Source organism: Paraburkholderia sp. BL9I2N2, assembly GCF_004339745.1.
In the GTDB taxonomy this organism is placed as follows: domain Bacteria; phylum Pseudomonadota; class Gammaproteobacteria; order Burkholderiales; family Burkholderiaceae; genus Paraburkholderia.
On sequence record NZ_SMGP01000003.1, the window covers coordinates 293,856 to 307,210 of the forward strand.

A 13,355-nucleotide genomic window follows, 5' to 3' on the forward strand; every position below is an offset into this window, starting at 1 on the left:
GGGGTGCCTGTCATGAATGCCAGCAAACCTTCTTCCCGCTTACCCACGGATCCGCACGCGCCGGTTCGTCCTGCGTGGCTCGCGCTGCGCAACGAAACGATCATCGAGCCGGAGCGGTTGATCGTGGACCCGCATCATCATTTGTGGGACCGGCCAGGCGCGCGCTACCTGGCGCACGATCTGCTCGACGATGTGACGAGTGGCCACCGGATCGCCGCAACGGTTTTTATCCAGAGCCGCTCGATGCTGCGTGCGCAGGGCGACCCGGCCTTCGCCACGCTCGGCGAAGTCGAGTTCGCGAACGGCGTGGCGGCGATGGGAGCGTCGGGCACCTACGGCAGCACGCAACTGTGTGCGGGAATCGTGGGCGCGGCCAGCCTCGCGCTCGGCGATAGCGTGGCGCCGGTGCTCGAAGCGATGCTTGCGGTCTCCGGCGGACGGCTGCGGGGGATCCGCAATTCGCTGGTCTGGCACGACGATCCCGCAGTGACCTCGACCACCGCGCGGACGACCGCCCACATGATGCTCGATCCGAAGTTTCAGCAGGGCGCCGCGCGGCTGGGCGATTACGGGCTCGCGCTGGACATGTGGATCTATCACACGCAACTGGACGAATGCTACGCGCTCGCGCGCGCGATTCCCGATGTGATCGTGGTCATCGATCATTTCGGCGGACCGGTGGGCGTGGGGCGCCACGCGTCGAGCCCGCAGGCGCGCAATGCCATGCTGAGCGAGTGGCGTGAGTCGATGCGGCGGCTCGCCGCGCTGCCGAATACCCGCGTGAAGCTTGGTGGCGGCGGCATGCCGGTGCTGGGCTTTCACCTGGATCAGGATGACCTGCCGCCCACCTCCGCGCTGCTCGCCGATACGTTGCGGCCCTACGTGGAAACCTGTATCGAGCTGTTCGGCGTGACACGCTGTATGTTCGAGAGCAATTTCCCCGTCGACAAAGGGATGTTCAGCTACCACGTGCTGTGGAATGCGTTCAAGCGAATCGCCAGCAGCGCGTCCGAGGACGAAAAACGCGCACTCTTCAGCGAGACGGCGGCCGCGACCTATAAGCTCGATCTGGCCGGGCAGGAGAGCGCATCATGAGCCGGGGCCGCTTTGCCATTCCGGCGGCCGCAGTGTCGGCCGCGCGGATGACGCTGCTGCTGACCGCGCTATTGGCATCGGCCGCCGGCGAAGCCGCGCCGCCCCTGGAGAAGACGCATATCGACATCGCCACGGTGGGCGCGGTGATGGGTTATCTGCCGGTCGACATCGCGATCAGCAAAGGCTACTTCAAGGACGAGGGGCTCGACGTCGAGCGCAGCATGTTTCCGGGCGGCCCGAAAGTGCTGCAGTCGATGCTCGGCGGCACGGCCGATTTCGGCTCCAGCGCGTATTCGAACACCTTGACCATGGCCGCGAAAAACCAGAAGGTCGTCGCGGTTGCACTGATGGCGCGCTATCCGGGCTACGTGTTCGGCATCTCGAGCAAAAGCGCGGCGAAGTTCAAGTCGATGAAGGACCTGAGCGGCATGAAGCTCGGCGTGACCTCGCCCGGCTCCAGCAATAATCTGGTGCTCGATTATCTGGCGTCGAAGGCCGGCGTCGATCTGAAGAGTTTTTCGGTAATCGGCGTGGGTGCCGAGGCCGGCGCCGCGGCCGCGGTTCGGCAAGGCCAGATCGATGGACTGATCAGCGTCGATCCGGTCATTACGATGCTGACCGACAGCCACGACCTCAACGTCGTCGCCGACATGCGCACCGCCAGTGGCGTGCAGGCCGCGTTCGGCAGCGCGCAATATCCGGAAGCCGCGATCCTGACCACGGCGGATTTCATCGCAAAGAATCCGCATACCGTGCAGGCTGTCGTCAACGCGATCGTGCGCGCCGAGAAATTCCTGCAAACGGCGACACCCGACGAAGTGACTGACGCGCTGCCCACCGCCTATCAACTCGGCAATCGCCAGACCTTCGTCGCGGCCTACAAAAACTCGCAACCGATCTTCTCCGCCGACGGCCGTTTCGATCCAGCCGGCCCGGTAGCGGTGTTCAATATCCTGTCGAAGTTCGACAAGGAACTAGCCGATGCGAAAGGACGGATCGACATACCGTCCACCTACACGAACCGTTTCGTCGACGCCGTGCGTCACTGATCACGCCTGCCGCCGCGCAGCGAAACATCTGGCGCACTTCAGTTGCCGGTCGCAGCAATGCCTCTCCCTCATCCACTTCAGGAATCCGCCATGAAGGATCTACAGTCAAGCCTCGATCGTCCGGCGCTGCTCAGCCCGCTCAATTTCATCGACGGCGAATGGCAAAGCGCGCTGTCCGGCGAAACATTCGCGGTTCACAACCCGGCAACGGGCGAGGTGATCGCCAATGTGCCCGACAGCCAACCCGCGGATGCCCGCGCGGCCACCGATGCCGCGAGCCGCGCATTTCCCGGCTGGCGCGAAAAGCTGCCCAAGGAGCGCGCCGCGATCCTGCGCAACTGGTACGACGCGATCGTTGCGAACGGTGAGGACCTGGCGCGGCTGATTTCGCTCGAGCAGGGCAAGCCGCTGGCCGAAGGGCGCGGCGAGGTGGCGTATGGTGCGTCTTACGTCGCGTGGTTCGCCGAGGAAGCGTCGCGCATCTACGGCGACATCATTCCGCAGCAGCAGCGCGGCAAACGGATGACCGCGCTGAAGGAGCCGGTAGGGGTGGTCGCCGCAATCACGCCGTGGAATTTTCCGCTCGCAATGATCGCCCGCAAGATTGCGCCGGCGCTGGCGGCGGGCTGCACCGTCGTCGCGAAGCCGGCGGAGGATACGCCGCTCACCGCGCTGGCGCTGCTGAAGCTGGCGCAGGAGGCGGGCGTGCCGGCCGGCGTGATCAACATCGTCACCGCATCGCGCGAGCATGCAGCCCCGGCGGTGGGCGACTGGCTCGCCGACGAACGGGTGCGCAAGATATCGTTCACCGGCTCGACGGCGGTGGGCAAATACCTCGCTCGCGAATCGGCGGGCACGCTCAAGAAGCTTTCCATGGAACTGGGCGGCAATGCGCCCTTCATCGTGTTCGACGATGCGGATATCGAGGCCGCGGTGGCGGGCCTGATCGCATCGAAATTTCGTAACGGCGGACAGACCTGCGTGTGTCCGAACCGGGTCTACGTGCAGTCGGCCATCTATGATCGTTTCGCCGACGTGTTGAGCACGCGCGTGGCCGCCCTCAAGGTCGCGCCCGCCACGGACGAGGCCGCGCAGATCGGCCCGATGATCAACGCCCGCGCGATCGACAAGATCGTGCGCCATGTCGAGGATGCGCTTGCTCAGGGCGCGCGCGCGTTGACCGGCGGCAAGCGCCTGACCGACGTGGGGCCCAACTATTTCGCGCCTACCGTGCTGGCCGATGCGACCGCGGACATGCTGCTGTTTCGCGAGGAAACGTTCGGGCCGGTCGTGCCGTTGTTCCGCTTCGACACCGAAGCCGACGCGCTCAAGGCTGCCAACGAGACGCCATTCGGCCTCGCCGCGTATTTTTATAGCCAGGACGTACGGCGTATCGATCGCGTTTCGCGATTGCTGGAGGCGGGCATTGTCGGCGTGAATGAGGGCGCCATTTCGAGCGAAGCGGCGCCATTCGGCGGGGTCAAGGAATCGGGCTACGGACGCGAGGGCTCGCGCTACGGTCTTGACGACTACACCACGCTGAAATATGTCTGCCAGGGCGGACTGGCGTAAGCACGTCGGCAGGACGCGAGGCGGCCGCGAGGTGCGTCAGGTCAACGCCGATGAGAAGCCGTAAACGGAGAATCGCAAGCCCACCGCCGGCTCGTCGCGATCGTCATCGATTCTCCTTGACGTAGGTGATTGCGTTACGCATGGCGCCGAAACGTCGGCGGTATTGCGCCGGTGTGAGGCTCACCTTGCGTCTGAACAGGCGGCTGAAGAATCCCGCGTCTTCGTAGCCGACTTCATTGGCAATGGCTTCAATCGGCTGAGTGTCGGTTTCGAGCATCTGCTTGGCTTCTTCCAGCCGCAGCGTATGCACGTAAGCGAGCGGCGACATGCCGGTCGCCTGCTGAAAGCGGCGCTTGAACGAGCGCTCGGGCAAGCCGCTCATTTGCATCATCTTGCTGACGGGCGAGGGCTGGGCGTAGTGATCGGAGATCCACGACTGACAGCGCGCGATGACGGCATCTTCCGCCTGCCGCGTGCGCGCGAGCCGCGCGAACGGCTGCTGGCCGACATCGTGCCAGTCGACGAGATTGATGCGCGCCGTCTGCATTGCGGTTTCGATGCCCGCCAGCCGCGCGATCAGATACAACGCCAGATCCAGCCACGACGTGCCGCCGCCGGCCATGATGAGCCGCTCGCCATCGCCCGATGCGACTAGCGCCCGATGCGCGCGTACCTTGATCGACGGATAGCGCCGTGCCATGAAATCGCAGTACGCCCAGTGCGTCGTCGCGTCGAGGCCGTCGAGCAGGCCGGCTTCTGCGAGCAGGATCGCGCCCGAGCAGGCCGTTGCGAGAATCTTGCCCTGCGCGTAACAGCCTTTGAGGCAGGCGATTTCGTGGTCGAAGCGACCCGCGAGCGGCTCGCCGGGCGGGACCAGCAGCTCGGGCACGCAGATGACGTCGGCATCCGCGCAGGCATCGAGCGGCGCGTCCGCCGTGATGCGCACGTTATTGGCGGCGACGAACGAGGCTCCGTGGCGCGACACGACGCAGGGCGCGATGGGCGCGCGCCCCGGCGTGCCCTCGACGATGAGACCCCAGTCGCGCCCCGCCGACATGAACATGTCGTACATGCCGTACACGACGGATGCCGACGTCTCGGGCAGCGCGAGGATGCAGATGCGCACGGGTGAGCGGTCGTTCATGGCCGTTTTGTCCGGTAAGTTGCCGAAATGGCTTTGGCGTCGGGCGCACGCTCGCCGTATCGTGGCTCCGTCGCAATGTTATTAAAGTGTAAGGCGCTGGCGCCAGCACTGCCCGCAGGAGCGGGGGCCCGGACGCTCATGTTTTATCTCCTTCTTTCACTCGGCGGATGCCCCGCCGATGCCTTGCCGACGACTTCCCTGACGTGGACTTCATTGACGGAGCATGACCATGAGCCAGTACCGCACTCACCTTCCGCAACTCGATGACGCGCTTTTCATGACCGACGGCGGCATCGAGACGACGCTGATCTTTCACGATGGCATGGAGTTGCCTTGCTTCGCCGCGTTCGATCTGCTGAAGGACGCCGCGGGCACCGCGCGCCTCGACGCTTATTTCCGGCGCTATGCGAGTCTTGCGAGCAGGGAGGGTATCGGTCTCGTGCTCGAAGCGCCGACCTGGCGCGCGAATGCGGACTGGGGGCGCAAGTTGGGCTATTCCGAGGCCGCGCTCGCGCAGGCGAACCGCAAGGCGATCGAACTGCTCGTGCACGTGCGCGCCGAGTTCGAAACGCCGGAGACGCCGATTGTCATCAGCGGTTGTCTAGGCCCGCGCGGCGATGCTTACCGGATCGATACACGCATGACCCGCGACGAGGCGCGAGCCTATCACCAGCCGCAGGTCGACACGCTGGCGGCGACCGAGGCGGACATGATCGCGGCCTTCACGATCACCTATCCGGAAGAAGGCATCGGCGTGATCGATGCCGCTAGGCAAGCCCGCATGCCCGTGGCGATTTCGTTCACGCTCGAAATGGACGGACGCTTGCCGTCGGGCGATGCGCTGCGCGATGTTATCGAGCGCGCCGACGCGGAAACCGGCGCCTATGCCGCGTATTACATGATCAATTGCGCGCACCCATCGCATTTCGAAAGCGTGCTGGGCGATGGAGGCGCGTGGCTCGAGCGCATTCACGGCATCCGGGCGAACGCGTCACGGCGCAGTCACGCCGAACTCGACGAATCCGCCGACCTCGACGACGGCAACCCGGAGGAGCTCGGCGCACAGTATCGGGCGCTGAACGCATTGTTGCCGCGCATGAACGTGGTGGGCGGATGCTGTGGCACGGATCACCGCCATGTCAGCGCGATTTGTAGCGCGATGAAGGGCGTGAGAGGACAGTATGCGGGCGCGTGATGGTGTTATAGCGCATCGGTATAAGGCACGCACGACACGCCAAGGCCGCGCACGAGCTCGTCGTCCTTGACGAGTGTGCAGTGTGAGAGGAGGGCGCCCACGAGCGCCAGTCGGCGATTGCGACACGAGCCTCGTGGGCTGTCGGAGCGACAGGTCTGTCGCACGTCGCTAACAATTGGCCCTGCGAGCTTATCGATGGCATTCGCAATCGGGAACAGTCCGGGTTGGATGACTGTTTGGGCATGGTAAAAATGCAACTAACAGTCGATCCTGCCGAAACCTTTAGTCGCGGTTTTACCGCTCAAAAGGCGCCTTCAAAGCGAGTCCAGGTAATCCTAAAGGAATGTCCGGCATGAGATTGATCGAGCAGGGCACTACCGCACATGCGGGACCGCCGCGTCTTAGCCGCTCAGTAGCCGATCCCTCGAATCCGCTGCATGTCGCGGTGCCCATGCCTGGTTCGATCGTGACCGTGGCTCATCGTGGCCCAACTCTTCCTACCTGGTATAACCGGCGCACGCCATTCCCGTCGCGCGCAAGCTCGAGATTAAAAGTCCATCTCGACCTCAAACCGAAGCGTTGCCGCCATGTCCATGAAATCGGGCGAGAAACTGTCTTGCGCGCAGCGAGTCCGGCGAGCCGAAAAATTTGGCCGGCGTCGCCGTTTCGACAACCTGGCCGCCGTCCATGAACACGATACGATCGGCTACCTGTCGCGCGAATTCCATTTCGTGGGTGACGATCACCATCGTCGCACCTTCGTTGGCAAGCGACCTCATCACGCTCAGCACTTCCCCAACCAGCATCGGATCGAGCGCGCTGGTCGGTTCGTCGAACAGCAGTACGTCCGGTTTCATCGCGAGAGCGCGGGCAATGCCGACCCGTTGCTTTTGCCCCCCGGAAAGGCGTGAGGGAAACTGGTCGTGCTTGTCGGCAAGGCCGACGCGGGTAAGCAGTTCGATCGCTTCCTCGCGCACGGTCGCGCGGTCGCGTTTGAGCACGTGCAGCGGTGCCTCCATCACGTTTTCGATGACGCTCAGGTGCGGCCACAAAGCAAAATGCTGGAAGACCATGCCGATTTTGGCACGCATTTTCGCCAGATCGGCATCGCTCATCCTGATACGGGTGTTGTCGCGCACGCCCATCCGTTGGCCGGATACATGCACGCTGCCTGCGTCGGGCACTTCGAGCCAGTTGATACAGCGCAGCAGCGTCGACTTGCCGCATCCGGACGGTCCTAGCAGGCAAACGGTCTCGCCCTGCGCGACCTGCAAAGACACGTCTCGCAGAACGTGGTTATCGCCAAACGATTTGGAGATGCCGACGAGCCTAAGGACGTTCGGCGACGTATCGACGGGGGGCAAATTTTCCGTTTCTGTTGCAGGCATTGTCAAAGGCAAGGTCGGGGTCACGCTCGACGCTCCTCGGCGAATTTGTTCAGCATCCCGGTGCCGGCTTCGATTGCAAGGCAGAGACACCAGTAAAGGAGGACCGCCGCGACGAAGGCAGCGAACGGAATGAAATAGGTGGCCTGAATGCCCGTCATTTCATGGGTCAGTTCGCCGACGGCGATGACGGTCAGAAACGCACTGTCCTTGACGATCTGGATCAACTGGTTGCCGACCAGGGGCATCGCGCGCAGCATGACCGGCGGCAGAATGATCCGTCGTAACAGGGTGAGACCGCGAAATCCGAACGCCTTGCCCGACTCGATCAACGATGCCGGAAGTTCGAGCCAGGCGCCGCGAAGCAACTCGCCCATGTAAGCCGTGTTGTAGAGAATCAGCGCAACTGCGCCAGCCGACCAGTTCGACATTCTGATGCCGAGCGTCGGCAAGCCGAAGTAGATCAGGTAGACAAACAGCAGAAATGGCGCGCAACGCATGGCATCGACGTAGGCGGCGGCCGCGCGGCTGACCGCCTTGTTCTCCGACATGAGCAACGGCGTAAGTAGCGCGCCCAGTACGAGCGACGCCACGCCGGATATGACTAGAAGGATCACCGTGTTGAGCAGGCCAGCCAGCACGATGTCGCGCTGCTGCCAGATGATCAGGAAGTTGTTGATCAAATCATGCCTCCGGAGCGAAGACGTTTCTCGACCGCACGTTGCAGCCTGATGAGCGCGAACACGATCAGGCCATAGAGCGCGAGCGCGAAGATGAACGGAGGCAGCGGCTCATACGTGTTCGAGCCGACACGCAACGCAGCGCGCGTAATCTCGACAATGCCGATCACTGCCACCGCGGGCGTCGACTTGATCTGCAGCGTCATTTCGTTCACGAGGCCGGGCAGACTCGCGCGGCAAACCTGTGGCATCACGATGCGCCGTATGCGGGTGAAACGCGGCATCGCGAACGACAGCGCTGCATCGTATTGATCTCGCGGAAATTCGACGAGCGCGCTGCGCCATATCTCGCAGTTGAAGGCCGACGTGCTGATAGTCAACGCGACAATCGCGGCGGGCAGCGGATCGAGCGATAGTCCGAGCTGGGGCAACGCGAAGAACACCAGCAAGGTCAACGTCACGGTCGGACACGAGCGGATGACGCTGACGTAGGAGTACACGAAGCGGTCGAGTACCGGCACTTTCGCCCAGCGAATCAGCGCCAGTGCGAGCCCGAGCGGAACGCCGAGCACGATGCTGATGAGCGACAGCGAAATGGTCGCGAGTGCACCTTGCGTGATGCTCCAGTAATCGTAAGCGGTCATTAAGCGGGCTCGCCTGCGAGGTCAGTTGATGGACTGCGGCATCGATTCGAAGCTGGCGCCGAACCACTTCTTCTGAACCTGGTACATCTCACCACTCTTGCGCAGGTCGAGGAGCACGCTGTTGACCATCTGCAGCGCAGCCGTGTCGCCCTTCTTGACCGCCCATGCGATATACACTGGGCTGCCGATCTTTTGACCGATTACGAATGTGTCCGGCCGCGTCCTGATTAGCGAGTTGAGATTGATCTGCGTATTGGCGACGGCGTCGAGCCGTCCGAGCGCGAGATCCTGATAGGTCTCGGGATACGACTGATATTCGACAATCTGCTTGAGGCCGTTGCCGCCGTGGGTTTTCTTCAGTTGCTCGTCAAATGCTTTCACGTCGGCCAGCATTGCGCTGCCGGTCTGCACGCCGATCACCTTGCCGATCAGGTCGTCGGCGGACTTAATGGGCGATCCCTTCTTGGTCGCAAAAAACGTCGTCGATTCCGCCAGCGGCGCGGTGAAATCAAAGGTGCCTTTGCGCTCCGGCGTGACTAGAACCGCAGTGACAGCCATGTCGTACTTGCCTGTCGTTACGCCCGGCAGGATGCCCGACCACGGCATGATCTGTTGCTTCACCTGGACCGGAAGCTTCTTCTTCACTAGCGCGAGCATCTCGTTGTCATAGCCGGTGGGGGCACCGTTATCGACGAATTCGAATGGCTTGAAATCGTCTTCGGTCGCGACCGAGATATAGCCACGCGATTTGATCTCGTCGACGCTGGCAGCCGATGCGATGTGCGCGGCGCCCGCAAAGGCGGCAATAGCGAACAGCGAACGCAGAGACGACAGCGCGAGCCGCCTGAAGCCGGTGCGGAAAGTCTTGTCCGTTGCGGCACTTTGGATGGTGAGAGACGACATGAATACCCCTCTTGGCTGTAATGACTCGGATGGCGCGCGAAGCGTGCGCTTTGGTGGCCGAAAGGCCGTCTCGTTCGTACGCATTCGAAAATTCGTATGCACACTGACAAGTTGCGCGTCTCCGATGCAATTCACATGCCAGTTCGACGAGCACCGCGCCGTGCCGATGTGAGCGTCGAGGCGAGCGTATGCATGCGTCGATAGAGGGCAATCTGCGCACCAACAAAAGACTTAAGCCCTCACAGAATGGACGAAATGCACTCATTTGAGTCAATGCAAAGGCTTTGGCGCTGTTGCGCGATAAAGGAGACGACGCACAAAGAAGGTGCGTTACGGACAGAGACGAGAAAGAAGAGAATTTCTGTTTTTGTACTGATACGATGCATACTGACGAATCAACTCACCGTTGACCAATTTGACAAGAAGCATGGAGGCTGGACCAAATGAAAGACGGCGGCGATCTTACGTTCCAAGAACCGGCTTATCGTGAAATCATCGAACCGGGCGGCCGCTGGTCGATGCGGCTGGAGACGGGCGATCAGTTGCGTATCGTCGATCTGGAGGGGCAGCAGGCGGTCGACTTTCTCTGCTACTCCGGCGAATTGCCGCTCGACCGGCTCAACGTTCCGAACACGGTAAAACTCAATCGCTCGTTGTATGTGACCAAGGGCACCACGATCTATTCCGATCGCGCGCGCAAGATGTTTTCGGTGCTCGACGACACCTGCGGTTTTCACGACACGCTCGCGGGATGTTGCAGCCACGAGATGGACTTCCTCCGCTACGGCGTGCATAACAAGCTGAGTTGCCGCAGCAACTTCGCGCAGGAACTGGCGAAGTGGTCTCTGGGGCCGTCGGAAATCGTCTCGAACATCAACTTCTTCATGCGTGTGACGTTCGGCCAGCAGGGCGAGGTCGAGATTGCGCCAAGTCCGTCGAAAGCAGGCGACTACGTGGTGCTGCGCGCGGAGATGCCCGTTATTGCTGTGTTGTCGAACTGCCCACAACAGAACAATCCCTCGTCGGGCTTCCGACCCACGCCTGTCGAGGTCACGGTGTCGCGCGCCACGTCAGATAACCCTTCGCAGGAAAAATAAGGCAGGTCATGGTGGCGAGTCCGAATAAAGTAAAACCCGACAGGGCAGGCGCGAGCGACAGCGCGTCCAAGGACTGGCGTCATACCGCGCTGGATGCACGCCCAGGCTTCCTGATCCGCCGGCTGCATCAGATCCATGTCGCGTTATTTGTCGAAGAGTGCGCGCCAGAGGGTATTACGCCAGTGCAATACAGCATTCTCACTGCGCTGGAGCAGATAGGGCCGTCCGAACAGATTGCTTTGTCGCGGGCCGTCGGTCTCGATCGCGCCAATACCGCCGACGTGATTGGGCGGCTGGTCGAGCGGCGTTTCATTCAGCGGCGCGTGTCGAAGACGGATAAACGCAAGAAGGTGGCGGAGCTGACGGAGATTGGACGGGCGCTGCTGGCGCGGCTCGAGACGGGTGTCGCGCGGGCTCACGAGCGGACGCTCGCCGCGCTGCCGCCCGAGGATCGCAAGCGCTTCATGACTTATCTGACCTTGCTCGTCGAGACCAATAACGATCTGAGCCGAACACCGGTCGGTGGCGCCGCGAAGAAAAGCGACGACGACTGACGTTGCTGCCTTTTGGCGAAGCGTGGATCGTGCGTGCGACAGTGAGGATTCGCCAGGCGCCATCGATCCGGGCCTCGGCTCTGCGACTGACAGCTCAGAGGCGATTCTGGTCGCGAAGTCGTTGCCAAAGGTGGTCTCGGAACAGCTCACGAGCATCGCGTTTCGAGAGATTGAACGGCCGACGCAAACAGACTCTGCGGAACAGCGAAGAGACCGCGGCCTAGCAGACCGGCACGACCATCGGCGCCGATCATTGCGATTGCAGCGAGCGGCGCGACGCGGTGTGAGGCGACTCGCGCGGCATCGAGTCCGCAGTGGAGATCAGTAAAGCAGGGGTGGGAACCCGCATACAGTTGGGCTTGCTCGCGTTGCCATTCGGGCGGCAGCCACGCGGCGAAGGCACCCGCCGGTTCAGGCGCGAGCGCGAGCGCCTGCGCTCCGAAACCGGCTACATCAATTACGCCGCTGTCTCCGGTCAAAGGAGCAGCACCGACCTTGAGCGCGGGATTGATGGCCGGCCCTGCCGGCGCGGCAGCAGCGGCGGTGTGCCAGAGCGACGGGCGGCCCGCCAGTTGAATGCCGACGTCGATGCCGTTTCCCGCGAGCGAGACGACGAGCGTCGATGCCGGATCCGCATTCTGCGCGGCAGCCGAGGTCATCAGGCGACACGCGGCCATCCACAGCGTGAGGAAGAACAGCGGCGTCTGCTGCAACATCGCGTGGATCGACGAATCGGTGAGTCGTGCGGACAACACGTCGTAGAGCGCTGCGCTTGCGGCGGTTGTGCGGGCGTGCAGATCGTCGCCGTTGTCGAGGCCGTGCCGGGCGAGCGCTAAGAGATCGACGGGTTCGCCGCGCAGCGCTGTGTCGAGTGCCGGCGCGAGAATCGAGTCGCGCCATTTCATGCGGTCGAGAATCGCGGGGTCGCGTGAGCCGAAGCGCAGTTGCGGCCCCGCGCCGCTGCCCAGCAGCGACCAGGCGGCGCCAGTCGGATCGCCGGCTTCGACAAGCGCCGTGCTGCCCGAAATCACGGCTGCGAGCGGCGTAACCACGCCATAGGATTGGGCGCTGACAAGTTTCACGCGGCCGGTGGCGATCAGGCGTTCGGCATCCTGCTCGCTTGCCGCCCAGCCTTCATACAGACAGCACAACACCGCCGACGACAGCACCGGCGGGGGTGGCCTGCATGGGTCTTCATACGGAGGGCCTGCATGCATCAGCGTGAACTCGGGCAGCCCAACGGCATTGCGTGCGAAGCGCACAGCGCGCCATTGAGGACGAACCGCTTGCAGGCGCTGAAGCGCGGCATCCTGGACCGGGGATGTCATCTGCGGGCTCCGAAGCCGAACAGACCGCAAACACGCGACCACAGGATTTTCCAGAACATGTTGCCGAGGTTGAGCGGGGCATTAGCGGACGGCTGCGTAGCCGGGTTAGCCGTATGGGCTGGTAGGACATCCGTAGGCTGCAAAACGGGTGGAACTGTTGTGGCTGGCGTCGTCACCGGGTCGGGGGCTGAAACGGTTGCCAGTTCCGGCTCGGCAACAGGCGCGGTGGTCGTAGCTGCGACTTGCGAAGCCGAAAGATCCAGCCGGGCCTTGAGGTTCGCAGCGAAGGCTTCGGTCATCCGTGTGGCGAGTTCCTTCACGATGCCGCCACGCGAGAACTGCGCAAGACTGCCGGCGATCGCGTAGTCCACCTTCACGTCGACGCGCGTCTCGCGAGGCGTCGGGTCGTCGAGTGAGAACGACGCTTCCCCCTTCACGCGCGACGCGCTCTTGCGATCCACCCCGCCGCCAATAACGCTGCCACGCCAGGCTGTATCGTCCAGCTTCATCTCGCCGTCGCCGGCAAAGCTTGCCACGATTGGCCCGAGTTTGACGGTCATCGCGAGCTTCAGACGGCCGTCGTCTGGTGGCGCGGTCAGCGACGCGCCGGGCAGACACGCTACGATCCCAGGTGTGTCGCGAAAACAGGCCCATACGACATCGCGTGGGTAGGGCACTGTAAAGTTTTGCTCAATTTCCATTCGTGGTC

13 protein-coding genes are annotated in these 13,355 nt (G+C 62.8%); 6 read left to right on the top strand and 7 right to left on the bottom strand.

Annotated elements, in window-relative coordinates:
* Nucleotides 1-12 precede the first annotated feature (12 nt).
* From B0G74_RS32040 to B0G74_RS32050, 3 genes are all read left to right on the top strand, one after another.
* Nucleotides 13-1,095 carry an amidohydrolase family protein gene (locus B0G74_RS32040; protein ID WP_132379942.1) on the top strand — a complete coding sequence of 361 codons (1,083 nt, stop codon included), beginning with the start codon at nt 13-15 and terminating at the stop codon, nt 1,093-1,095.
* Entirely contained in the window at nt 1,092-2,144 is a 1,053-nt protein-coding gene (locus tag B0G74_RS32045) for an ABC transporter substrate-binding protein (protein ID WP_132379944.1), read from the top strand. Before B0G74_RS32040 ends, B0G74_RS32045 begins: the two co-directional genes overlap by 4 nt.
* A gap of 90 nt (nt 2,145-2,234) precedes the next feature.
* Nucleotides 2,235-3,716 (top strand): NAD-dependent succinate-semialdehyde dehydrogenase, encoded by a 1,482-nt coding sequence (locus B0G74_RS32050; protein WP_132379946.1) that lies wholly within the window; start codon nt 2,235-2,237, stop codon nt 3,714-3,716.
* A 103-nt stretch (nt 3,717-3,819) separates the two neighbouring features.
* Here the strand turns inward: B0G74_RS32050 and B0G74_RS32055 are convergent, their stop codons facing one another.
* The gene (locus tag B0G74_RS32055; RefSeq protein ID WP_132379948.1) at nt 3,820-4,860 is read right to left on the bottom strand and encodes a helix-turn-helix domain-containing protein; all 1,041 of its coding nucleotides are present in this window, start codon (nt 4,858-4,860) and stop codon (nt 3,820-3,822) included.
* Nucleotides 4,861-5,089: 229 nt separating this feature from the next.
* Between B0G74_RS32055 and B0G74_RS32060 the strand changes: the two genes are divergently transcribed.
* Entirely contained in the window at nt 5,090-6,055 is a 966-nt protein-coding gene (locus B0G74_RS32060) for a homocysteine S-methyltransferase family protein (protein ID WP_132379950.1), read from the top strand.
* A gap of 566 nt (nt 6,056-6,621) precedes the next feature.
* Here the strand turns inward: B0G74_RS32060 and B0G74_RS32065 are convergent.
* Genes B0G74_RS32065 through B0G74_RS32080 form a run of 4 tightly spaced genes read right to left on the bottom strand, consistent with a single transcriptional unit; the run spans nt 6,622 to nt 9,667 of the window.
* A complete protein-coding gene (locus B0G74_RS32065; protein WP_132381229.1) occupies nt 6,622-7,443 on the bottom strand; it encodes an amino acid ABC transporter ATP-binding protein in 822 nt (273 codons plus the stop codon).
* A 20-nt stretch (nt 7,444-7,463) separates the two neighbouring features.
* On the bottom strand, nt 7,464-8,123 hold the full coding sequence (locus B0G74_RS32070) for an amino acid ABC transporter permease (RefSeq protein ID WP_132379951.1): 660 nt from the start codon (nt 8,121-8,123) through the stop codon (nt 7,464-7,466).
* Nucleotides 8,120-8,764 (bottom strand): amino acid ABC transporter permease, encoded by a 645-nt coding sequence (locus B0G74_RS32075; protein WP_132379953.1) that lies wholly within the window; start codon nt 8,762-8,764, stop codon nt 8,120-8,122. Before B0G74_RS32075 ends, B0G74_RS32070 begins: the two co-directional genes overlap by 4 nt.
* A 21-nt stretch (nt 8,765-8,785) precedes the next feature.
* Nucleotides 8,786-9,667 (bottom strand): transporter substrate-binding domain-containing protein, encoded by an 882-nt coding sequence (locus tag B0G74_RS32080; protein ID WP_132379955.1) that lies wholly within the window; start codon nt 9,665-9,667, stop codon nt 8,786-8,788.
* Between the two features lie 443 nt (nt 9,668-10,110).
* On the opposite strand from B0G74_RS32080, the gene B0G74_RS32085 reads away from it, so the two are divergent.
* Both B0G74_RS32085 and B0G74_RS32090 read left to right on the top strand, forming a co-directional pair.
* Nucleotides 10,111-10,764 carry a DUF1989 domain-containing protein gene (locus B0G74_RS32085; RefSeq protein ID WP_132379957.1) on the top strand — a complete coding sequence of 218 codons (654 nt, stop codon included), beginning with the start codon at nt 10,111-10,113 and terminating at the stop codon, nt 10,762-10,764.
* A gap of 8 nt (nt 10,765-10,772) precedes the next feature.
* The gene (locus B0G74_RS32090) at nt 10,773-11,318 is read left to right on the top strand and encodes a MarR family transcriptional regulator (protein WP_132379959.1); all 546 of its coding nucleotides are present in this window, start codon (nt 10,773-10,775) and stop codon (nt 11,316-11,318) included.
* Nucleotides 11,319-11,464: 146 nt separating this feature from the next.
* Here the strand turns inward: B0G74_RS32090 and B0G74_RS32095 are convergent, their stop codons facing one another.
* Both B0G74_RS32095 and B0G74_RS32100 read right to left on the bottom strand, forming a co-directional pair.
* Nucleotides 11,465-12,646 carry a DUF1116 domain-containing protein gene (locus B0G74_RS32095; protein ID WP_132379961.1) on the bottom strand — a complete coding sequence of 394 codons (1,182 nt, stop codon included), beginning with the start codon at nt 12,644-12,646 and terminating at the stop codon, nt 11,465-11,467.
* Nucleotides 12,643-13,347 carry an SRPBCC family protein gene (locus B0G74_RS32100; protein ID WP_132379963.1) on the bottom strand — a complete coding sequence of 235 codons (705 nt, stop codon included), beginning with the start codon at nt 13,345-13,347 and terminating at the stop codon, nt 12,643-12,645. The genes B0G74_RS32095 and B0G74_RS32100 overlap by 4 nt, the downstream gene beginning before the upstream one ends.
* Between the last annotated feature and the right edge of the window lie 8 nt (nt 13,348-13,355).